General features: G+C 73.1%; 26 protein-coding genes and 1 pseudogene. 7 read left to right on the top strand and 20 right to left on the bottom strand.

The genetic code is table 11. The features are described from left to right. Positions 1–10: 10 nt before the first annotated feature. On the bottom strand, positions 11–829 hold the full coding sequence (locus tag C8N24_RS20900; RefSeq protein ID WP_121253759.1) for a glycosyltransferase family 2 protein: 819 nt from the start codon (positions 827–829) through the stop codon (positions 11–13). Further along, a complete protein-coding gene (gene ypfJ, locus C8N24_RS20895; RefSeq protein WP_121253757.1) occupies positions 819–1670 on the bottom strand; it encodes a KPN_02809 family neutral zinc metallopeptidase in 852 nt (283 codons plus the stop codon). The genes C8N24_RS20900 and ypfJ overlap by 11 nt, the downstream gene beginning before the upstream one ends. Positions 1671–1771: 101 nt before the next feature. Here ypfJ and C8N24_RS20890 point away from each other — a divergent pair, with 101 nt between their 5' ends. Next, positions 1772–2422: a HemK2/MTQ2 family protein methyltransferase gene (locus C8N24_RS20890; protein ID WP_121253755.1), complete on the top strand. Its 651-nt coding sequence runs from the start codon at positions 1772–1774 to the stop codon at positions 2420–2422. Beyond that, positions 2419–2637, top strand: a complete 219-nt coding sequence (locus C8N24_RS20885; protein WP_245971943.1) for a CDGSH iron-sulfur domain-containing protein — start codon at positions 2419–2421, stop codon at positions 2635–2637. Before C8N24_RS20890 ends, C8N24_RS20885 begins: the two co-directional genes overlap by 4 nt. On the opposite strand, the gene C8N24_RS20880 is transcribed toward C8N24_RS20885, so the two are convergent. Both C8N24_RS20880 and C8N24_RS20875 read right to left on the bottom strand, forming a co-directional pair. Continuing rightward, positions 2591–3667, bottom strand: coding sequence for a carboxylate-amine ligase (locus tag C8N24_RS20880; protein ID WP_121253753.1), 1077 nt, complete (start codon positions 3665–3667; stop codon positions 2591–2593). The two genes, C8N24_RS20885 and C8N24_RS20880, sit on opposite strands and share 47 nt — an antisense overlap. Beyond that, a complete protein-coding gene (locus tag C8N24_RS20875; protein ID WP_121253751.1) occupies positions 3664–4659 on the bottom strand; it encodes an iron-containing redox enzyme family protein in 996 nt (331 codons plus the stop codon). Before C8N24_RS20875 ends, C8N24_RS20880 begins: the two co-directional genes overlap by 4 nt. 106 nt (positions 4660–4765) lie before the next feature. Between C8N24_RS20875 and C8N24_RS20870 the strand changes: the two genes are divergently transcribed. Beyond that, entirely contained in the window at positions 4766–5242 is a 477-nt protein-coding gene (locus C8N24_RS20870; RefSeq protein ID WP_170179282.1) for an SIMPL domain-containing protein, read from the top strand. Between the two features lie 27 nt (positions 5243–5269). On the opposite strand, the gene C8N24_RS35400 is transcribed toward C8N24_RS20870, so the two are convergent. Further along, the gene (locus C8N24_RS35400; protein WP_281272661.1) at positions 5270–5401 is read right to left on the bottom strand and encodes a hypothetical protein; all 132 of its coding nucleotides are present in this window, start codon (positions 5399–5401) and stop codon (positions 5270–5272) included. Positions 5402–5470: 69 nt separating this feature from the next. Here C8N24_RS35400 and C8N24_RS20865 point away from each other — a divergent pair. Continuing rightward, positions 5471–6478, top strand: a pseudogene (locus C8N24_RS20865) (low temperature requirement protein A); the annotation flags it as partial. Between the two features lie 18 nt (positions 6479–6496). Here C8N24_RS20865 and C8N24_RS35060 read toward each other — a convergent pair. Next, positions 6497–7084: a riboflavin biosynthesis intermediates N-glycosidase gene (locus tag C8N24_RS35060; RefSeq protein ID WP_121253745.1), complete on the bottom strand. Its 588-nt coding sequence runs from the start codon at positions 7082–7084 to the stop codon at positions 6497–6499. Next, positions 7084–8109 (bottom strand): aldo/keto reductase, encoded by a 1026-nt coding sequence (locus tag C8N24_RS20855; RefSeq protein WP_121253744.1) that lies wholly within the window; start codon positions 8107–8109, stop codon positions 7084–7086. The genes C8N24_RS35060 and C8N24_RS20855 overlap by 1 nt, the downstream gene beginning before the upstream one ends. Before the next feature lie 129 nt (positions 8110–8238). Here C8N24_RS20855 and C8N24_RS34730 point away from each other — a divergent pair, with 129 nt between their 5' ends. Continuing rightward, complete coding sequence (locus C8N24_RS34730; RefSeq protein WP_211340079.1) at positions 8239–8715, top strand: hypothetical protein; 477 nt, start codon at positions 8239–8241, stop codon at positions 8713–8715. Between the two features lie 7 nt (positions 8716–8722). Here C8N24_RS34730 and C8N24_RS34165 read toward each other — a convergent pair whose 3' ends face one another. Then, complete coding sequence (locus C8N24_RS34165; RefSeq protein ID WP_170179281.1) at positions 8723–8878, bottom strand: hypothetical protein; 156 nt, start codon at positions 8876–8878, stop codon at positions 8723–8725. Between the two features lie 155 nt (positions 8879–9033). Then, on the bottom strand, positions 9034–9516 hold the full coding sequence (locus tag C8N24_RS34160; RefSeq protein ID WP_170179280.1) for a hypothetical protein: 483 nt from the start codon (positions 9514–9516) through the stop codon (positions 9034–9036). Between the two features lie 118 nt (positions 9517–9634). Here C8N24_RS34160 and C8N24_RS20840 point away from each other — a divergent pair, with 118 nt between their 5' ends. Further along, positions 9635–10210 (top strand): putative glycolipid-binding domain-containing protein, encoded by a 576-nt coding sequence (locus tag C8N24_RS20840; RefSeq protein ID WP_211340078.1) that lies wholly within the window; start codon positions 9635–9637, stop codon positions 10208–10210. Here C8N24_RS20840 and C8N24_RS20835 read toward each other — a convergent pair. The 3 genes from C8N24_RS20835 to C8N24_RS20825 are packed head-to-tail and all read right to left on the bottom strand — an operon-like array spanning position 10207 to position 12487. After that, on the bottom strand, positions 10207–11229 hold the full coding sequence (locus tag C8N24_RS20835) for an ABC transporter permease subunit (protein WP_121253740.1): 1023 nt from the start codon (positions 11227–11229) through the stop codon (positions 10207–10209). The genes C8N24_RS20840 and C8N24_RS20835 overlap by 4 nt on opposite strands. Continuing rightward, positions 11226–12101 carry an ABC transporter ATP-binding protein gene (locus tag C8N24_RS20830; RefSeq protein WP_121253738.1) on the bottom strand — a complete coding sequence of 292 codons (876 nt, stop codon included), beginning with the start codon at positions 12099–12101 and terminating at the stop codon, positions 11226–11228. Before C8N24_RS20830 ends, C8N24_RS20835 begins: the two co-directional genes overlap by 4 nt. Beyond that, positions 12098–12487 (bottom strand): GntR family transcriptional regulator, encoded by a 390-nt coding sequence (locus tag C8N24_RS20825; protein ID WP_121253736.1) that lies wholly within the window; start codon positions 12485–12487, stop codon positions 12098–12100. The genes C8N24_RS20830 and C8N24_RS20825 overlap by 4 nt, the downstream gene beginning before the upstream one ends. A gap of 86 nt (positions 12488–12573) precedes the next feature. On the opposite strand from C8N24_RS20825, the gene C8N24_RS20820 reads away from it, so the two are divergent. Next, a complete protein-coding gene (locus C8N24_RS20820) occupies positions 12574–14430 on the top strand; it encodes a M1 family metallopeptidase (protein WP_170179279.1) in 1857 nt (618 codons plus the stop codon). Here the strand turns inward: C8N24_RS20820 and C8N24_RS20815 are convergent. Genes C8N24_RS20815 through C8N24_RS20780 form a run of 8 tightly spaced genes read right to left on the bottom strand, consistent with a single transcriptional unit; the run spans position 14405 to position 20637 of the window. After that, positions 14405–15028, bottom strand: coding sequence for an RNA polymerase sigma factor (locus C8N24_RS20815; RefSeq protein WP_121253732.1), 624 nt, complete (start codon positions 15026–15028; stop codon positions 14405–14407). The genes C8N24_RS20820 and C8N24_RS20815 overlap by 26 nt on opposite strands. A gap of 60 nt (positions 15029–15088) precedes the next feature. Beyond that, positions 15089–16918: a hypothetical protein gene (locus C8N24_RS20810; protein ID WP_121253730.1), complete on the bottom strand. Its 1830-nt coding sequence runs from the start codon at positions 16916–16918 to the stop codon at positions 15089–15091. Then, entirely contained in the window at positions 16915–17334 is a 420-nt protein-coding gene (locus tag C8N24_RS20805) for a hypothetical protein (protein WP_121253728.1), read from the bottom strand. The genes C8N24_RS20810 and C8N24_RS20805 overlap by 4 nt, the downstream gene beginning before the upstream one ends. Before the next feature lie 43 nt (positions 17335–17377). Then, complete coding sequence (locus C8N24_RS20800) at positions 17378–17881, bottom strand: hypothetical protein (protein ID WP_121253726.1); 504 nt, start codon at positions 17879–17881, stop codon at positions 17378–17380. Then, on the bottom strand, positions 17878–18363 hold the full coding sequence (locus C8N24_RS20795) for a methylated-DNA--[protein]-cysteine S-methyltransferase (RefSeq protein WP_121253724.1): 486 nt from the start codon (positions 18361–18363) through the stop codon (positions 17878–17880). Before C8N24_RS20795 ends, C8N24_RS20800 begins: the two co-directional genes overlap by 4 nt. A gap of 14 nt (positions 18364–18377) precedes the next feature. Further along, positions 18378–19124, bottom strand: a complete 747-nt coding sequence (locus tag C8N24_RS20790) for an MBL fold metallo-hydrolase (protein ID WP_121253722.1) — start codon at positions 19122–19124, stop codon at positions 18378–18380. After that, entirely contained in the window at positions 19121–20287 is a 1167-nt protein-coding gene (locus C8N24_RS20785) for a zinc-dependent alcohol dehydrogenase (protein ID WP_121253720.1), read from the bottom strand. Before C8N24_RS20785 ends, C8N24_RS20790 begins: the two co-directional genes overlap by 4 nt. Beyond that, positions 20284–20637 (bottom strand): hypothetical protein, encoded by a 354-nt coding sequence (locus C8N24_RS20780; protein WP_121253718.1) that lies wholly within the window; start codon positions 20635–20637, stop codon positions 20284–20286. The genes C8N24_RS20785 and C8N24_RS20780 overlap by 4 nt, the downstream gene beginning before the upstream one ends.

Below are 20637 nucleotides of genomic sequence, written 5' to 3'. Positions count from 1 at the left end.
GGGTCGGCGGTCAGTCGAGGAGGCGTCGCATCGCCTCGACGCGCGGCGGGTCCACCCGCCGCGCGCGCAGCACCCACGGCAGCCCGGCCACCGCGCCGCCGACGCCGCGGGCGGTGGCGGGCTCCAGCGGGGCGTGCACCAGCGTGCCGGCCGTCCGGCGCACGGCCGTGCCCGCCGGGCGGCGCAGCCAGGTGTGCCAGAGCGCGTTGCGCAGGATCGCGGCGCGGCGCTCCGGCCGGTCACGCGAGGACGGCGGGGGATCGTGGTGGGCGACGATCTCCGGCACGTAGGAGAGCTGCCAGCCGGCGGCGACCAGGTCGCCCGCCAGCAGCGCCTCCTCCCCGCCGACCGCGAGCCGCTCGGAGAAGCCACCGACCGCCAGGAACGCGTCCCGCCGGACGACCGCCGCGCACGCGATGAACCCGAGCAGCGGATGGCCCGGCTGCCCGGCCCCGGCGGGCAGCGGTGAGCCGGCCATGGCCTCGCACGTCGGGTCCGGCCGCTCGTCCGGTCCGACCAGCACGCGCGGCTGCACGAGCGCGAGCCGTGGGTGCGCGTCGAGCAGCGCGACCGCCTGCGCCAGCGCCCCGGGCGCCCACCACGCGTCGTCGTCGGTCAGCGCCACGTAGGGCGTCGTCGCCGCCTCGACGCCGACGTTGCGCCCCGCGCCGCCGCGGTTGCGGTCCAGCCGGATCGCACCGGGCACGGGTGTGCGGGACGCGTTGTCGACCACGATCGCAGGCGCCTCGTGCCGCGGCAGCGTCTCCGCCAGCGCCTCGTGGCGGTCACGCGTGACGACCACGACCGTGACGCGCGGCTCAGAGGGCATTCGTGGCGAACGTGTCGCAGCGTCGCGGGTCGCCACCGCGGAAGCCCGTGTTGAACCACTTCTGGCGCGAGGCGGCCGAACCGTGCGTCCAGCTCTCACGGTCCACGCGGCCGGTCGAGCGCTGCTGGATGCGGTCGTCACCGACCGCGGCGGCGGCGTCCAGCCCGTCCGCGATGTCCTGGTCGGTCAGCTCCTCGATGAAGCCGGTCTCGACCGCGTTGGCCGCCCACACGCCCGCGTAGCAGTCCGCCTGGAGCTCGAGCCGGACGGAGCCGGACGTCTCCCCCTCGCGGTCGTTGCCGACCTTGCGGTCCGTGCCCGTCAGGTGCTGGACGTGATGGCCGTACTCGTGCGCGATCACGTACGCCTCGGCGAACGGGCCGCCGTTCGCGCCGAACCGCGACCGCAGGTCGTCGTAGAAGCTCAGGTCGATGTAGACCTGCTGGTCGGCGGGGCAGTAGAACGGCCCGACCGCCGACGTCGCGCCGCCGCAGCCGGTCTGCGTCGACCCGCTGAAGAAGTTGGTCGGCGCCTCGCGGTAGCCCTCGAGCGAGTCGCTCCAGTACGCCTGCACCGAGTTGACGACGCCGACGATCCGGCAGTCCTCGCTCTGGTTGGCGTCGGCGCCGGTGCGGCAGCTGGAGGACAGCTGCTGGTTGTCGCTCAGGTTGACGTCCGCGCCGCCACCGCCGACCGGTCCGACGTCCACGCCGAGCAGCGCCAGGACGACGACCACCAGCACGGTGCCGACGCCACCGCCGACGGCCACGCCGCGCCCGCCGCCACCACGCCGATCCTGCACCTGCCCGCTGTCGAGCTTTGCCCCTGGACGAAAACGCATGCGAGCGCTTCCTTCCCGCCCGGCGCCCGGCGCACGCCTCGCCGTTCGACGAATGACCGCCCGTCATTCGCGCGCAACCGGCGCGGTTAGGACCGCTCCTGATGCTCATCAGGAACTCCCCTGCCCGCGGCGTGGTGCTCCCGGGCGTGTTCCGGCCGCGCTCGGACACCTGGTTGCTGGCACGCACCGCGGCCCGCGAGCCCGCTCCACGCGGGGCGCGGATCCTCGAGCTGTGCGCCGGCCCGGCGTTCGCGGGCATCGTGGCGGCCCGCGCGCACGACGGCGAGCTCGTCACCGTCGACGTGATGCGCCGCGCGGTCATCAACGCCCGCATCAACGCGGCGATCAACCACGTCCCGATCGTCGCGCGGCGCGGCGACCTGCTCAGCGCCGTCGCCGGCGAGCGCTTCGACCTGATCATCGCCAACCCGCCGTACGTCCCGGGCGGCGACCCGCCACGCCGCGGCGCCTCGCGCGCGTGGGAAGCGGGCGCGGACGGCCGCGTCGTGCTCGACCGGATCATCGCCGAGGCCCCGCGCCACCTCGCGCCGGGCGGCACGCTGCTGCTCGTGCACTCGGAGTTCTGCGGGACGCCGACGACCCTGCGCGCCTACGCGGCGCGTGGCCTTCAGGCCGACGTCGCCGCGAGCGAGACCGGCCCGGTCGGCCCATTGATGCGTGCCGTGGTCGGCTCCAGCGGGCAGGACCACGAAGAAGTCGTCGTCGCCCGAGGAAAGGTGCCCCAGCCGTGACCGAGCCGTCCATCACCGTCTACCGCGACGGCCCGCTGATGCTCCGCGGCGACGTCCAGATCGTCGATCAGGACGGCAACGTGATCGAGCCCAACCACGAGCGGGCGGTCGCGCTCTGCCGCTGCGGCAAGTCCCGGATGCGGCCGTTCTGCGACGGCACGCACAACGTCATCCGGTTCCGAGCGCCGGGCGCGCTGGAAGACGGGCGGGAGTGAGGAAGCGCTCGGCGAGGTAGCTCGCCGCGCCTTCCACCCCCACCTCGCGCTGGCGGATCGCGCCGTTGCGGATGACCATGCGCGGCACGAGCGCGAGCTCGTCCGCGCAGCCGAGCCGCTCGGCGAGGGGCGTCAGCGCCTCGACGCGCTCGAGGAGCACGTAGCGGGCCGGCCGCTCGTCGCCGGTCCGCAGGTCCTTGAACATCGCCTCGACCCCGTGCCGCAACGCGGCCCAGCGGTTCTCGCCGATCTTCCACGAGGCGACCGGCTCGACGTCGTCCTGCTCGGCGAGCCAGGCCACGAGGCAGTGCGCGTACGCGGCGACGGCGGCGGCCTCCTCGAGCGTGGTCTGCGCGTCGCACACGCGGATCTCGAGCGTGCCGAACTTGGTGTGCGGGCGCAGCTCCCACCACCACGAGCCCGGGTCCTTGACCCAGCGCAGCGCCTCCTCGTAGTCGCCCCAGGAGGCGAACGCCGGCGGGACGTCCTGCCGCGGCAGCAGGCCGCCGATGAGCGGCCGCACGGACGCGAAGCCCGTGTCCCGACCGGCGACGAACGGCGCGTTGGCGGCGAGCGCGGCCAGCTCGGGCAGGAACCCCCGCAGCGCGTTGTAGACCGCGAGCGAGCGGTCCGCGGAGCCGACGGCGACGTGCACCTGCAGCGCGCCCACGAGCTGCGCGCGGGCGACGTCGCCGTACTGGGCGAGGATCGCGTCGTAGCGCTCGCCGCGGTTGAGCTCGCCGAGCGGCGCGGCGAACGGGTGCACCGGGGCAACCGCGGGGCGCGCGAGGTCGCCGCACGCCGCGGCCAGCTCCCGGCGCCCTTCGGCAAGCGCGTCGATCGCCTCGCCCACGGTCCGCGCGGGCGGCGTGTCGAGCTCCACCTGCGCGGCGGGCAGCTCGAGCTTGGCGCCCGGAATGCGGGTGCCGACGGGCGCCAGGTCGAGCGTCACCGGGTCGAGGAGCATCACCTCCTCCTCGAGCCCGACCGTCAGCGGCTCGGGCGCCTCGAATATCGCCCGGAGGTTCACGAGTGCGACAACACGCCGCCGTCGTGCAGCGACGAGCCGCCGGCTTCCCAGCGTTCCATCATGTGCCGGGACCAGCGGCCGTCGATCGCGGTCAGCGCCCGAGCGCCCCAGAGCACGTCGGCGCCGAGCTTGGGGTCCTGCTTGGCGAGCCCGCCCGCGAGGTCGACCGCGGCGATGCTCTCGTGCACGGCGTCGGCGACCACGTGCACGTCGAAGAACGCGACCGCGTCCTCGCTCTCCCAGCCGAGCCGGCGCAGGCCGCTGCCGTAGCGCCGGTTGGGGATCGCAGAGGTCATCTCGAACAGCGCCAGGTGCCCGACGATGCCGCCGCGGCGACGCCGGTGCAGGCCCATCCACGACATCAGGTTCACGGTCGCGAGCGTCACGCCGGGGATCCGGTCCAGGTACGCGCCGTACGCCGAGTCCAGCCCGACCGCGTCCATCGTGCGCGCGAACAGCTGCGCGTGCACCTGCTCCGGGCGGCCCTCGCCGTACTCGTCGGCCTGGATCTCCACCAGCGCGGCCTTGGGCACCCCGTGCAGGCGGGGGATCGCCCATGAATGCGGATCGGCTTCCTTGAGCTGGTAGGCCGAGCGGTGGATCAGGAACTCGAGCACCTGCTCGCGCGTGGCCTCGCGCTCGATGTAGGTCGACACCGACGGCGCGTCGTCGGCCTGCATGATCTCGCGGATCTCGACGTCGATCCGTCCCGGCTCGGGCGGCTCGCCCGGCGTGCCCGCCAACTCGTGGACATCGGCCTCGAAGGCCGCCTCGAGCACCGCACGGAACGCGAGGAGCCCGGGGTCCCATTCCCACGCATCGTCAACACCCTCGAACCCGCGGTAGTGCAGCTCGTAGCAGCAGTACAGCGCGAGTTGGAGGTCCTCGAAGTCGATCGGCTCCGTCGGCAGCTCGACGGGCTCCGGCGGCTGCTGGAGCGCAGTCAGGAGCGCCTCGCTCACGGGACCGCGCGGCTGGGGAAGGATCGCCATGGGCGAGCCCTACCCATTGGGCGCCGCTTTGCGCACGTCACCGATCGGTCACAAACCACGCCCCTCGCGGCACCAATGGTCAGGTACCAGCCACCGAGGAGCAATCATGCCCAGGATCCTGCCGTTCATAGCCGTGGCCGTCGCGTTGTCGCTTGGCGCACCGGCAGCACAGGCACAGACGCCGGCGACGTTGAGCGCGTCCGGCGTCGCCGAAGCGTCCGTCAAGCCCGAGAACCGCAACAGCGAGACCTCGATCCGCGCGGCCGTGGACGCCGCGCGCGCCCAAGCCCTGCCCAAGGCGGTCACCAAGGCGAAGGCGAACGCGCTCAGCCTCGCCACCGCGGCGGGCGTCACGCTCGGCGCGCTCGTGTCGATCACGGACGCCGCCAGCCAGCCCAACTACCTCTCACCGTACGGTTACGGCACGTTCGGCCTCGACCGCTACTGCGGGCAGGTCGCGAACTTCAAGACCGTGACGCGGGACGGTCGGCGCCGGCGGGTGCGGGTCAAGGGCACCCACCGGGTCTGTCGCGTGCCGGCGCGGATCTACGCCAGCGCCACGGTGACGTTCGCGATCCGCTGAGCGGCAACCCGCCCCAGCGCACGCCGCTCATGGCCGCACCGCGCCGGCGGGCCGCTCCGCCGCCGTCGCGGACTGCGCGGCGGCGGCCGTGTGCTCGGCGAGGGAGACGATCGCGTCCAGGACCTCGCTGGGAATTCGGATTGTCGACTTGAACGGCATGCCTGAGGTATCGGGCCGCTCCGTCAAGCCGAGGTGGGCGGTTGATCAAGAACCGGTCAAGCTACGCCGGTGAACGAGCGTGGCAAGCGGGTCTCCTGGGTCGAGCTCTACCTCGACCTCGTGTTCGTGCTGGCGGTCGGGCGGCTTGCGCACCTGATCGTCGCCGAGCCCGAGATGCACAGCGTGTGGGTCGCGCTCGGGCTGTTCTTCGTGCTCTGGTGGACGTGGATCGGGTTCGCCGTCCTCTACAACCGCCACGGCGACGACGACCGGACGGAGCACCTGCTGTTCCTGCTCGGGTCGGTGCCGATCGGGGTCGCGGCGGTCGCCATCGAGCCCGCCGCCCAAGGCGACCCCGCCGTGTTCGCGGGGGCCCTCGCGGTCGCGCGGCTCATCCTCGCGGTCGCCCACGGCGACGGCGGTCCCGACCTCCTGCGCGGCCGGATCGCTCGCGCCTACCTGGTGTCGGTGGCGCTGTTCGCGGCCTCGATCCTCGTGGCGGAGCCATGGGTCTACGTGCTGTGGTTCGTCGCGGTCAGCCAGGAGTCGAGCGTGCTGTTGCGCTCGGACCACGCGGCCGGTCGCGGCCACCGTGCGCGCCGCCCCGTGCCCGAGCACCCGCGCGAGGCGCTCGACCCGCACCACTTCGCCGAGCGCTTCGGCCTGTTCCTGATCATCCTGCTCGGCGAGGTGCTCGTGGAGGCCGGCCAGGCGCCGGCGGAGAGCACCGCGACCTGGATCGCGATCGGTGCCGCGATGGTCCTCGCCGCGGCGCTGTGGTGGCTGTACTTCGACTCGTCCGCGGAGATCAACCTGCGCGTGCTGGAGCTCTCCGGCGGCTCGCCGACGATGGCGCGCACGATCTTCGCGGTCGGGCACATGATCCCGTCGTTCGCGCTGATCGGGATCGCCGCCGGCGTGGGCCTGCTCCTCGAGCAGGAGGACGCACGCTTCGGGTACGTCCTGGTGTCCACCGGCATCGGGCTGTACATGCTCGGAACACGCGCGTTCCTGCGCGCCCGCCGCGGTCCGTTCGCCCTGCGCCTGCTGGTCGTGATCGCCACCTTCAACCTCGGGCGGCTGCACGAGGTGCTCTCACCGGACGAGTACGTCGTCTTCGTCGCCGCCTGGGTCGTCGTGTGCGCCGGGCTGGCGACGCAGCTCGACGCGGACGGCCATGTGGGCCCGGCCGAGGAGGTTGGTGCCGGCGAGGCGGCCGTCGCGGGTGCGGATGCCCCAGATCGCGTCGGTGGGTGAGTCCTCGAGGATCAGCGCGTCGCCGGTCGCCACGAGCTGCGCGGCCCGCTCCGGGTTGGCCGCGTACCAATGGCGGAGGATCTCCACCATCACGCCGAGCTTGGCGTCGTCCCAGTCCGGGCGGAGGGCGACGCGCCGGCCACGGGCCTTGGCGGTCTTCGGGTCCTTCGCGGTGCGGATCGACTCGTGCTCGGCGTGCGTGACCGTCTTGTGCGCCATCAGCGCGTGCTCCTTCGACGGGTAGGTCGTCGTGCGGCCCGTGTGCGGGTCGGGCATCTCGACCGGGCCGCCCTCGAAGTTGCTCAGCCACGCCCACTCGCGGGCGCTGCGGCGGCCGTAGAAGACGACGGCGTCCGCCGGCAGCGCGTCGAGCACGACGGCCGGCGGAGCGTCGAACGGCTCGAAGTCCAGCTCGGGCGCCGCCATCAGGGCAGCAGCCGGGTCCGCTGCTCGACGCCCGGGCCGCCGTACGGGTAGTCCGCGGGCGCCGGGTCGCTGGCCGCGTCCAGCGCCGCGGTCTCGTCGGCCGTCAGGTGCAGGCCCGCCGCGCCGAGGTTGTCCTCGAGCTGCTCGAGCGTGCGCGCTCCGAGGATCACGGACGTGACCTGCGGGCGGTCGTGCAGCCAGGCCAGGGCGACCTGGGCCATCGACACGCCGCGGTCGGTCGCGACGCTCTCCACGGCGTCGATCACGTCCCACGTGCGCTGCGCGGTGGAGCGGCGGTCGTAGGCCTCGACGCCGCGCTCCGGGTCCTCCCCCAGCCGCGTCGCGCCCTCGGGCCGCTGGTCGCGCTTGTACTTGCCGGTCAGCCAGCCGCCCCCGAGCGGCGACCACGGCAGGAGGCCGAGGCCGTTCTCCGCGCACGCCGGCACGATCTCCCACTCGATCTCGCGGACGAGCAGGTTGTACTGCGGCTGCAGCGTGACGGGCCGCGCGAGCCCGCGGTGGGCGGCCAGGTCGGCGACCTTCTGGACCTGCCAGCCGGCGTAGTTCGAGAGGCCGAGGTAGTGCACCTTGCCGGCGCGGACCGCGTCGTCGAGGAACGCCCACGTCTCCTCGAGCGGGGTGAGCGGGTCCCAGGCGTGCACCTGGTAAAGGTCGACGTGGTCGACCTGCAGGCGGCGCAGCGAGGCGTCGAGCGCCGCGCTCAGGTGTCGGCGCGACAGGCCGACGTCGTTCGGGGCGTCACCCATCGGGAAGCGGCCCTTCGTGGCGAGCACGACCCGGTCCCGGACCTCGGCGGGCTGCCGCGCGAGCCACCGGCCGATGATCGTCTCCGACGCGCCGCGGGTGTAGACGTCGGCGGTGTCGATCAGCGTGCCGCCGGCGGCGAGGAAGGCGTCGAGCTGCGCGTGCGCACCGGCCTCGTCGGTCTCGTGCCCGAACGTCATCGTCCCCAACGTCAGGCTCGAGACCGCGCAGCCGCTGCGTCCCAGGGTGCGGTGCTCCATGTGGGGCAGCGTACGTGGAAGGCCGCTCGAGGCCCCTCGCGTGAGCCGCGCTGACGTCCGCGCGCGGACGTCGCGGCGCCGACGGCGCGAGTGGACGGTGGACGGATGCGTCGCGAGGCTGCGTGCCCCATGTCCCCCGCCGCCGGCCGCATCCTCACCGAGCTCCAACGCGCGCTGACCGCGAGCGAGCCGCTCGACGCGTTGGCGGCGCTCACGCAGCTGCGCGCCGCGCTCGACACCTACGAGCACGAGCAGGTCCGCCGCGCGCTCGCGCAAGGCGAGAGCTTCGCGGCGATCGCGCGCGAGGTCGGCATCTCGCGCCAGGCGGCGCACCGTCGCTACCGCGGGCTGGCCGCGGCGCCGACCTTCACGCCGCAGACGCTGCGGGTGCTGCAGCTGGCGCGAGGCGAGGCCGCACGGCTGGACGCGGACGTCGTCGAGGTCGAGCACGTCGTGCGGGTGCTCGTCGGCCGAGCGCACCCGTCGCCCGCGGGCACCGGGCCGACGCAGATCGGTCCGCGGCTCCGCGCGATCCTGCGCGAGCTCGATCGGCCGATCGAGGTCGACGACGTCCGGCGCGCCCTTCAGGCCGCCGTCGCGGTGTGATCGACCGTCAGCCGCGACCGGGGCAGGCGAGGAGCGACATCGCGACCAGCTCACGCTGCGTGAGCGGACGACGCTGCTCGTCTTCCGGCTTGGCCGGCGATGCGACTTCGCGCACCTGCGGGACGGTGTACTGATGAGGCGAGGTGGACAGCCCTGCGTTCATGTTGCGGCGAACCTAGCCGCACTCTCGACGTCGGTCAAGCGAAAGTTGGTCGGCTTGGGTACGACGATCGTCCAAAAGCCGTTTGTCGGACGCCAGCGTCCGCATCGGGCCGCCGATTTGGGCGGCGCACCGGCCGGTAGGCCCGACGTGTGAGATCAGTCATCTTGACCTGACGCGGCCGAAGCCCGGCCGACGTCCAGCGAGTCCTCGAGCGCTCGCGCGACCTGCTCGCGGGACCGCGCCTTGACCGCGCCGGCGATCGCCTCGCGCCACCGGTCCTCGTCCACGTCGGCGGCCGGCTCGAGCCCCAGGTCCTTCAGCACCCGCGCCTGGTCGACGTGCGGCGCGATCTCCTCCGCCCGCCGCCGGGCCGCCACGTGCTGCGCGCGGTGCAGCGGCGTGCGTCCCTCGGTCTCCGACAGGCTCAGCAGGTCGGCCGCCACGAGCGGGACCGCGCGCCGTGCGCACTTCTCCCAGGGCGCGTCCGCCGCGGAGTCGACGACCACCTGCCGGACGACCCTCCAACCCGCATGGTGGGATTCGCAGCGGGCGACCAGGAACCGTGCGAGCGCCTCCGCCAGCACGGGTGCCTCCGGGCTGGACCCGTAGTTGTCCAGGTGCCTGAGCGCCTCCCCCACGGACCGCCCGCTCTCGACGGCGCGAGCGAGCTCACGCGCGCTCTTCCGCGGTGGCCGGTGGCCGCCGGGTCGCGTCAAGCGCTGGTCGCAGTCCGCTGCATCGACCGTTCATGGAAGCATGCAGGGCGAGATGTCGACGTTCGTCGACCCACCACGCCAGCTGGCCTGGCGCCATCAGGGCCTCCGCGAGGGCTTCGAGGTCGTGTTCACGGAGCCCCGCTGGACGATCGAGGGCGCCACCACCGCGGTCGAGGAGCGCGCCGCGTTCGCCGTCCAGTACGCGATCGACCTCACGCCGGACTGGGTCACGCGCGGCGCCCGGGTCGCCTCGTTCGGGCGCGAGGTGCACCTGCTCGCCGACGGCGACGGCCACTGGCACGTCGACGGCGTCCCGGACCCGGCGCTGGACGGCGTCTTCGACGTCGACCTGGAGTCGTCGGCGTTCACCAACGCGTTCCCGGTCCACCGGCTCGCGCTGGCCGTCGGCGAGTCGGCGGACGCGCCGGCGGCATGGGTGCGCCGCGACACGCTCGCCGTGCAGCGGCTCGAGCAGCGCTACACGCGGCTGCCCGACGACCCGCAGGGACGATCGCGGTTCGACTACTGGTCGCCGGACCTCGCGTGCGAGCTCGTGTACGACGAGTTCGGGCTCGTGCTCGACTACCCGGGCATCGCGGTCCGGGCGCCGGTCTAGCTCACGCGGCGCCGCACCCAGAAGAACGTCAGCCCTACGAGCGCGCCCGCGAGGACGACGAACCCGACCGTCTCCACGACCTGGAACGTCCAGTAGCGGGACGCCGGCTGGAACACCACCCGCTGGCGGTAGCCCGCGTCCGCGAAGCGCTGGAAGCACGCCGGGTCGCCGAGCGGGGCCATCTTCTCCGGGTCCGGCTTCACGCAGGTGGCGAGCCACGACGGGTAGTCGCCGATCGAGTCGCCGATCGAGTCGACCGTCTCGTTGGCGATCATCCACGCGCCCGGCTGGACGCTTTGCACCCGCACCTCCTTGACCACGCCGCCGGCCTCCGGCGGGCCGTCGAGCAGGAAGCCGCCGAGGTTCTGGGGGCTGACGACGACGGTCTGCGTCACGGGGTCCAGATGCGCGCGGACGAAGGCCGGCACGGTGAGCTGGACGGCAGCGAAGATCGCGGCGGTGAGCGCCATCGCCGGGACGGTCCGGCGCAGGACGGTGCCGAGCAGCACGCCGAGCGCGAAGGCGAACGCCGCGTAGCCCGCGGGCGCGAGGCCACGGGCGGCGAACAGCACCGGCGTCATCCGCGGCTGCCCCGCGATGCCGTTGCCGTCGGCGCCGGCTGCGAGCGCGTCGTCGATCACGTGCGTCCACCAGCTGAGCAGGAGGCCGAGCGCCGCGGTCACGACCATCGCCGACAGGCCGATCACCAGCACCTTGGTCAGCAGCCAGCGGGTGCGGGTCACGCTCTGGTTCCAGACGAGCCGGTGGGTGCCGGCCTCCAGCTCGCGCGCGACGAGCGGCGCGCCCCAGAACATGCCGACGACCGCGGGCAGCAGGAGCATCGCGATCGACACGAACTGGTAGACGTCGACGCGCGTGCGGTCGGCCATCAGCAGCTGCACGGCCTGCTCGCCGGCCGACGGCGCGCCGACCGCGAGCAGCAGCAGCGCCAGGACGGCGACGGCGGCGAGGATCGTCGCCGCCGGGAAGCGGAACTGGCGCCAGGCGAGCCAGATCATCGGACCGCCTCCAGGGCGCGTCGGGCGGGCTCGGGTCGGCGCTCCATGTAGGCCAGCACGATGTCCTCCAGGCTCAGCTGCCCGACGGTCCAGCTCGGGTCGGCGATCGGCCCGCGGTAGCGGACCACGTAGGTCGACTGCACGTCGGTGTGGCGGGCGGTCACGAGCTCGCCGGGATGGCCGGCGTCGCGCGGACCGGACAGCCGCACGTGCGTCCCGACGATGTCGTCCATCTCCCCCGCGAGCCGCACGCGGGAGTCCACGAGCACGACCAGGTAGTCGCACGTGCGCTCCAGGTCGGACACGAGGTGCGAGGAGAGGATCACGCTCAGCTCGTGCTCGGCGACCGCCTCCATCAGGTCCTGCAGGAACTCGCGGCGGGCGAGCGGGTCCAGCGACGCCACCGGCTCGTCCAGGATCAGCAGCTCGGGCCGCTTGGCGATCCCGAGCGTGAGCGCGAGCTGCGCCCGCTGGCCGCCCGACAGCTTGCGGGCGCGCTGGTCGAGCGGCAGCCCCAGGCGCTCGATCCGCCGCCGCGCCAGGTCGGCGTCCCACGCGGGGTTCAGCCGCGCGCCGAGCTCCAGGTGGTCGCCGACGCTCAGGTGCGGGTACGTCGGCGTGTCCTGGGCGACGTACCCGACCTTCGCCAGCTGCGCGGGTGAGGACGCCGGCGCGCCGCCGAGCACCTCGATCGTGCCGACCGTCGGCTCCAGCATCCCCACCGCCAGGTTGAGCAGCGTGCTCTTGCCCGCCCCGTTGGGTCCGACGAGGCCGACCACGTGCCCGCCGGGCACTTCCAGCGTGCAGTCCTCGAGCGCGAACCGGCGCCCGTAGCGCTTCCCCAGCCCTTCCGCCCGCAGAACCGCGTTCATGCCACCGACCTCATCTCGCCACGAAAGGTGTCCAGGAAGAGCGCCTCGATGCTCTCGTCGTCGAGGCCGGCGCCGCGTGCCTTGCCGAGCCAGCGCCGCAGGTCGGCACGGAGCGGCCCGTGCGCGGCCAGCGACGTGTCGGCCAGCGTCCGCGTGACGAACGTGCCGACGCCCGGCCGAGCGGCGACGAGGCCTTCGTGCTCGAGCTCCCGGTAGGCCTTGAGCACGGTGTTGGGGTTGATCGCCAGCGCGGCCACGACGTCCTTGACCGTCGGGAGCTGGTCCCCCTCGGTCAGCAGGCCCAGGCGCAACGCGTGCCGGACCTGCCGGACGATCTGCTGGTACGGCGAGAGTCCTGAGCCGCCGTCGAGGTGGAACTCAATCATTGTGCTAGGAAGCTATCACATTAGATCGCTGTCTTGACGCGCGTGACATGCTCGCCTCATCGAGTCCACACCTGGAGGGGGTTGGGATGCGTCGGGGGCTGGTGGCGCTGGCGAGGCGCCAGAGCGGTTGGGTCGTGGCGGCGGCGTCGCTCGCCGCGGTCGGCGGCATGTGGATGGCGGGCTACGGCGCCGAAGGTGCGCCGCCGCCGGCGAAGGTCGCGGCGGTGGCCTCGGCTCCGCCCGGACCCTGCCTGCAGGGCGCCGGCGATCTGGGCGACACCTACTACCCGGGCATCGGCAACAGCGGCTACGACGTCAGCCACTACGACCTCAACCTCAAGTACGACCCCGCGACCAAGTGGCTCGACGGCAAAGCGACGATCACCGCCGCGGCGACCGCGCACCTGTGCCGCTTCAACCTCGACCTGCGCGGCCTGACGGTCTCGTCGGTGAAGGTCGATGGCGTCAGCGCGCAGTACGTGCGTGACGGCCGCGAGCTGATCATCACCCCGGCCACGCCGCTGCTGCCGTCCACCGGCTTCGAGGTCGAGGTGCTCTACGCCGGCGAGCCGGGCCCGGCCCCGCGCGACCCGGACGGCTTCCTCGACGGCTGGAACTACACCGAGTACGGCGCCTACACGTCCACCCCGCCGCAGGGCTCGGACACCTGGTTCCCCAACAACAACACCACCAACGACAAGGCCGCGTTCACGTTCACGGTGACCGTCCCGGCCGACCGCCAGGTGATGTCGAACGGCATCCTCGTGAGCAACACCGTCGACGAGGCGGCGGGCACGTCCACCTGGGTGTGGGACGCGCCGGACCCGATGGCGACCTACCTGGCCACGCTGCAGATCGGCAAGTACACGATCCAGCGGTACACCACGCCGGCCGGCCTGCCGATCATCAACGGCATCCGGCCGGACCAGCTGACCGCGCAGGCGCAGCAGCGGCTGGACACGATCCCCGCGATCCTCGACTTCTTCGGCGAGCGCTTCGGCCCGTACCCGTTCGTGGCCTCCGGCGCGATCGTCGACCTCGTCAACGCGGGCTACCAGATGGAGCAGCAGACGCGGCCGATCTTCACCAGCGCGAACGGGCTGTCCGCGCTCGCCCACGAGCTCGCGCACCAGTGGTTCGGCGACAGCGTCGCCTGGCGCCGCGCGCGGGACGTGTGGCTCAGCGAAGGCTTCGCGACGTTCGCCGCGTGGCTGTGGACCGAGCACACGGGCGGCATCACCGCGCGGCAGGCGTTCCTCAACAGCTACAACCGCACCGGCACGTTCTGGAACAACACGGTCCACGACCCGGGCGTCGTCAACCAGTACCAGAGCTCGACGGTCTATCAGCGCGGCGCCCAGACCCTGCAGGCGCTGCGGATGAAGATCGGCGACGAGGCCTTCTTCAACACGCTTCGCGCCTACCACTCGACGTTCAAGGGCTCGGTGGCCGAGACGCAGGACTTCGTCGCGATCGCCCAGCGCGAGTCCGGCCAGGACCTGCGCGACTTCTTCAAGGCGTGGCTCTACACCCCGGGCAAGCCGAGCGAGAGCTATTGCTCCTGCGTCGGGCCGACGAACGGCTCCGGCGGCGTCAGCGGGACCGTGCCGGCGACGCTCGCCCTGTCGCTGGACGGCCCGGCGACGTTCCCGCCGTTCGTGCCGGGCGTCGAGCAGGACTACACGGCGACGACCAAGGCGACCGTCACGTCGAGCGCCGCCGACGCGACGCTGACCGTGAGCCCGCCCGGCAACCTGGTCAACGGCCCGTTCTCGCTGCCGGAGCCGCTGCGGATCGAGCTGTCGAAGACGAGCTGGCCCGGACCGGTGTCCAACGACGAGGTGACCGTCACCGCCAGGCAGCTGGTCAAGCGCACGGACCCGCTGCGGACCGGCAGCTACGCGAAGACGGTGACATTCACGCTGAGCACGACGCAGCCATGACGTCCGACAGCGCGAGCCGGCAGTTGAGGCACTCGACGAGGTGAGCCTCGGCGTGCGCGCGTGAGCGGCGGACGGGCCGGCACCGGGGTGTCGGCTCGTCGGCCGCGACGACGTGGACGAGCGCGCTCCAGGCGACGGCGTGGCGCTTCTCGTACTGGCTGACGCTGAGGCCGAGCGCGCTCGCGATCTCGCGCCGGCCCTGCCCGGCCAGGTGCCGGCGGCGCAGCAGCGCGCGGTGCTCGTGGGGCAGTCGCCGGAGCGCCCGGTGCACGGTGCCGCGGGCGAGCTCGCGCTCGAAGCGGCCGTCGTCGGGCGTCGGAGCGGGGTGCGCGTCGTCGAGGGCGACGAAGTGCCGCGGCGTGCGCCGGCCGTCGCGCGCGCGGCGGAAGTCCTCCGCGCGGTTGAGCACGACGCGCGCGAACCAGGCCGGCGGCGCGTCGTCGGGCACGCGGCCGGCCACGGCGAGCAGCGCCTCGGACACGACGTCCTCGGCGTCCTCGCGGGACAGCGCGCCGCCGAACCGCGCGACCACGAGCTGCTCGTAGCGCGCGCGGTCCAGCGCGAGGCGGATGAGCGGGGAGCGATGCTGGGGAGGCATGTCAGCCACCTTCCAGCACACGCTCCCCACGGTCTTCAGGGAGGACCCTGATCCCGCCCCTTACCGCACCCGGAACGTCGTGCGCGCGGGCACCGAGCGCTGCCCGCGCGCGTCGGTCGCCCGCACGGTGACGCGGTAGCGCCCCGCCGCGAGGGCGAGCTTGCCGTACGCGATCCGCACGGCCCCGCGCTGCACGGCCGGCAGCTCCAGCGTGCCGGGCGCGACGCGCCAGCCGGCGGCCGTGCGGCGCTCGAACGAGACGCGCAGCCGGGCGGGCGCAGAGAGCCGCAAGTCGATGCGCGAGCCGACGCGCAGCCGGGTGATCTCGGGCGCGTCGGGCACGGACGCACGCGGCTGGACGGGCGCAAGGGACGGCGCGCCGCCACCGACCGGCGCGGACGGAGCGCCCGCGGGCGCGCCGGAGCCGCCGCCGGTCACGACGGGCGCCGTCTTGGGCTCGTCGACGCCACCGGAGATGACGGGCGGCGTGGTCGGCGCGCCCGCGCCGCCGGACTCACCGGCACCGCCCGGCGCGTCGGACCCACCCGGCACCTCGGCCCCGCCCGGCGTCGTCGGCTCCTCCCCCGGCGTGTCTTCGACCGGCCCCGCGGACGGGGGCGCCACGTAGCGACGGGCCTGCAGGGTCACCGTGCCGTTGGACGGTCGGAGCCAGAGGGCGATCGCGTGGCCGGTCGGACCGACGGCGAGGTCCGGGTCCTCGGCGTTGGTCGTGCCGGACAGGGCGAGCGGGCCGGCCTCCCAGGTGGTGCCGTCGAAGCGGCGGCTCTCGATCGTCGAGGGCGCGCCCGGCCTGCGCCAGACGACGATCGCGCGTCCGGCGGCGTCCGTGGCCAGCTGGGGTGACCAGGCGTGGGTCGACGTGCCCGAGAGGGTCGCGCCGACGTCCCAGCGCGTGCCGTCCCAGCGGCGGGCCCGGACGACGTACTTGCCGTCGGACAGCGCGAACCACACGACGGTGGCGGTGCCGCCCGGCGTGGTCGCGAGCTGCGGCGAGTAGGCGATGCCCGTCTTCGGCGTCAGGGGCGTGGGCGGGCCCCAGACGCCGTCGAAGCGGCGGCTCTCGATGAAGGAGCCGCCGGGCTCGGACGCGCTCCAGACGGCTTGGACGCGGCCCGCCGCGTCGGTGCCCAGGCGCACCCAGCTCGCCGACTCGCCCGCGGGCGAGAGCCGGGTCGGCGTCGCCGGCCAGCGCTCCTCGAGCGCGTCGTAGCGCTTCGCCTCGATCGTGCCGTCGGCCTGCCAGGCGACCGTCGCGGTGCCCTTGGCGTCGATCGCCACGTTCGGCTCGATCGCGTCGCCCGCGTCCGAGGAGAGCGGTGTGCTGGTGGACTCCCACGCACCCGCCGCGGCGTCGTAGCGGCGCACGCGGACGACGCCGTCGCCGGTCCAGGCGGCGAGGGCGTCGCCGTCGTCCTCGAACGCCAGCGTGTGGTACACGACGCGTTCGGCGCCGACCGACAGCGTCGCGCTCGCGGACTCCCAGCCACCGGCGGCCCGGTCATACCGCCGCGCCTGCAGCACGTAGCCGTCGCCCGCCACGCGCTGCCAGAGCGCGAAGGCGTTGCCCGCCCGGTCCATCGCGACCAGCGGCTTGCGGTTGTCGGACGTGGCGAGCGAGAGCTCGCGGATCGGTGACTCCCACACGCCGGCCGCGGCGTCGTAGCGGCGGACGCGGATCGCGGTGCGCGTGCCCAGGTCGGCCTCCCACGCGGCGAGCCCGTTGCCCGCGTCGTCGACGGCGACGTCGTGCGCGGACTCCATCGCGTTGACGGTCTGCAGGTCGGCCACGCTCGGCGCCCAGTCGGCGTGCGCCGGCGCGGCGGCGACGAGCAGCCCGCCCGCCGCCGCGATCATCGCGACGCGCCTCACGCGATCACCGTCAGGAAGAACGTGCCGTAGATCGTCGGCGTGCCGTTCGCGTAGTAGAACGAGATCCGTGCTTGCTTGCCCGCGCACGCGCCATTCGGCGGGGCGAGCTGCGCGGTGACGAACTTCAGGTCCTGCGACGTCACCTGGAGGTTGCGCGGCGGCTTCGGAAGGCCGTCGAGGCAGATCGTGTTGTCCGCCCCGTACGAGAGGTTGGCCTCCGTGATGCCGGACGACTTGTCGCCCTCCAGGTGGCGCTCCCGCTGGTTGTGGTTCACGAACCAGATCGACGCGTAGGCGGTCGTCGGGCCCGTGGACGGCGCGGGCGCGATCACCGTGTTCGCCGCGTACGACGTGCCGCCGAGCGACACGAACAGCGCCAACCACGCGATCGGGTGCTTGAGGAGATGTCTGATCATGCCTCTAGGACGGACGCCGTCCGAGAGGCCGGAAGCGGAACCCCTACAGGCGCCAGGTCATCGCCAGCGTCCCGCCCTCGGGCACGGCGTTCCAGCGCGCGGCCGAGTTGCGCAGCTGCGCCGTCATCAACCCCAGCGCCTCGTCGGAGATCGGCACCGCCCAGCGCTCGCCCATGTGGCCGGCGAGCGTGCCGTGCACCGTCCCGGCGGCCGCGTCGGCGACGGCGCGCACGACCACCTCGGCCTGACGCAGCGTCTCCCCCGCCCGCTCGGTGATCGCCCAGGAGCGCTGCTCGGCGTGCGGCGGCCGCTTGCCGCCGACGTACTCCAGGTTCATCACGAGCCCGCCCGCCGCGATCGTCCCCCATAACCCGCCGCGCAGCCCGAGCGTCTGCTCCACGACCAGGTGCGCGATGTCGTGCGGGACGCGCACGCCGCCGCCGAGCTTGTTGTAGGAGCCGCCCTGGAGCTTGAGGATCGCGCCGTCCGGACGGGTGAACGTCGAGTGGTAGCGGCCGCGGGGTTCTCTGTGGAAGTCGATGGTCAAGCGAACAGGGACTGCTGGGTGAAGCCGGGCGCGCGCTCGATCTCCAGCATCCGCCGCTTCGTCACGATCCCGCCGGGTGCCGAGAAGCCGTGCAGCGCGCCCGTCGATGACAGCACGCGGTGGCACGGCACGATGATCGGCACCGGGTTCGAACCCATCGCGCGGCCGATCGCCTGGGCGCCGTTTGGCGCGTCCACTGCGCGCGCCAGGTCCCCGTACGTGCACAGCTCGCCCGGGTTCACGCGCCGCAGCGCCTCGTACACCCGCGCGTGGAACTCGGGCAGGCCGCTGAAGTCCAGCGGGACTTCCCGCAGGTCCCGCGGCTCACCGTCGAGCAGCGCCGCGATGCCCGCGACGGCCTCCCGCACGAACGTCGGCGGCTCGACCCCCGTGTGCACGCCGCCGAGGATCGAGACGCCGGTGACGCCTGACGGGCTCCAGCTGATCCCGCATTCGCCGATCGCCGTCTCGAACCGCAGCATCCATCGAAGGCTACTTACGCCACCGGCGTCGCCTTCGCCGAGCGCACGGCCGCCTCGATCCCGTGCTTCCACGGCTCGCCGTGCCCCGTCAGCGCGACCTGCGCGCCCGTCGCCGCCAGCGCGTCCAGGCTCGCCTTCGCGCGCTCGCTGTCGGCGGTCGCCGCCCGCGCCACCACGCGCGGCCCGGTGCGCGCGGTGTACGGGTCCAGCATCACGAACGCGTCGCCGACGAGCAGCGCGTCGCGGTCGGGCAGGTGCAACGCGCAGTGCCCGTACGTGTGCCCGGGCGAGAACACGACGCGTGGCGTGCCCGGCACGTCCAGCACCTCGCCGTCCTCGTAGGTCACGACGTCCCCCACCGGGCTGGGGAAGAACGCACGGTTCTTGACCAGCGACGCGACGATCGGGAACGCCTTGACCTGCGTGGCGAAGTACTTCGAGCGCGGCTGCTCGTGGTCGTAGCGCGATGGGTGCCGGGTCAGCGCCACCTCGCGCGTGTGCGCGTACACGGGGATGTCCAGCCGCTGGCGGGCCTTCTCGGCGAACCCGACGTGGTCGAAGTGCGCGTGCGTGAGCACGAGCGCGCGGATGTCGTCGACCGAGCGGCCGAGCCGCTTCAGCGCGTCCAGCAGCGAGTCCCACGAGGTCGGGACGCCCGCGTCGACCACGGTGAGCGCATCGCCGTCCTCGACGAGGTACCAGTTCGTGTACGCGTCCTCGACCCGGTGCACGCCCGGCGCGACGTCCGCGGTGAAGCTCACGGCTTGAACACCGCCCGCATGCAGTTGTCCTCCTTGTCCTTGAAGAGCTGGTAGCCCTTCGGCGACTCCTCGAGGGACATGCGGTGGGAGACCAGGATCGACGGGTCCAGCTCACCCTTCTGGACGTGCTCGAGCATCGCCGGCATGTAGCGCTGCCCCGGCTGCTGCGAGGTGCGGATCGTGACGCCCTTGTTCATGAGGATCCCGAGCGGGAACTTGTCCATCAGCCCGTAGACGCCGACGATCGACAGCGTGCCGCCCTTGCGGACCGCCATGATCGCCTCGCGCAGCGCGCTGCCGCGGTCGGTCTCCAGGTGCAGCGCCTGCTTGACGCGGTCGTACGCGTACTGCGGACCGGTGCCGTGCGCCTCCATCCCGACCGCCTCGATGCACGCGTCCGGGCCCTTGCCGAACGTGAACTCGCGCAGCTCCTCGAGGACGCTGTCGCTCTCCTCGTAGTTGATCGTCTCGGAGCCGAGGGACTTGGCCATCGCGAGGCGCTCGGGCAGCCGGTCGATCGCGATCACGCGCTCGGCGCCCATGATCATCGCGCTCTTCTGCGCCATCAGGCCGACGCCGCCGCACCCCCACACCGCGACCGTGTCGCCGGGCTTGATGGCCGCGAAGTCCGCGCCCATGTACCCGGTGGGCACGGCGTCGGACAGGAACAGCGCCTGCTCGTCGGTGATGCCGTCCGGCACGGTGAACGCGTTGACGTCGCCGAACGGCACGCGGATGTACTCCGCGTGCGAGCCCGCGTAGCCGCCGAACGCGTGTGAGTAGCCGGGGATCCCGCCCGTCGGGTAGCCCAGCTCGGGTTCCGCCAGCTCGGGCTTGGGGTGCGTGTTGTCACACAACGACCACTCGTCGTGGTCGCAGTACCAGCACTTGCCACAGCCCAGGAACGACGGCACGACCACGCGGTCGCCGGCCTTCAGCCGCCGGACGTCGGAGCCGATCTCGACGACCTCGCCCATGTATTCGTGGCCGATCACGTCGCCTTCGCGCATGGTCGGGACGTAGCCGCCCAGCAGGTGCAGGTCCGAGCCGCAGGTGGTGGTCAGCCCGACCTTGAGGATCACGTCGTGCGGGTTGACGATCGCCGGGTCCGGGACGGTGTTGACCTGGAGGTCGTTGACGCCCATCCAGCACAGCGCTCTCATGCCGACTCCCGCGCGGACGGGTTGTGCGCGGTCGTGGGCGCCTCGCCGGTCTCCACCAGCGCCTTCAGGCGCCGCACCGCCTTGCCGGCGAGCGTGTTGGCCGCCATGTCGGGCACGGCCTCCCGCAACTTGAGGTGGACGGTCACCGCCCGCCCCCAGTCGCCGACGTCCTGGCCGTACTGCGTCGTGGCTGACTCGTACGGGATCTCGTCCATGATCACCGCGGTGCGGCTGGTCCAGATCCGCTCGATCTCGTCCTTCTCACCGCGGATCGGCAGCGTCCGGCTGGCTTCGAGGGAGCCCGGCCGGACCTTGCTCAGCGCGTCTTTCGCCTTGTCGGCAACACTCAT

The organism is Solirubrobacter pauli (assembly GCF_003633755.1).
Lineage (GTDB): Bacteria > Actinomycetota > Thermoleophilia > Solirubrobacterales > Solirubrobacteraceae > Solirubrobacter > Solirubrobacter pauli.
Note: the sequence above shows the minus strand (reverse complement) of the source record. Positions and strands in the feature narration are given on the sequence as shown.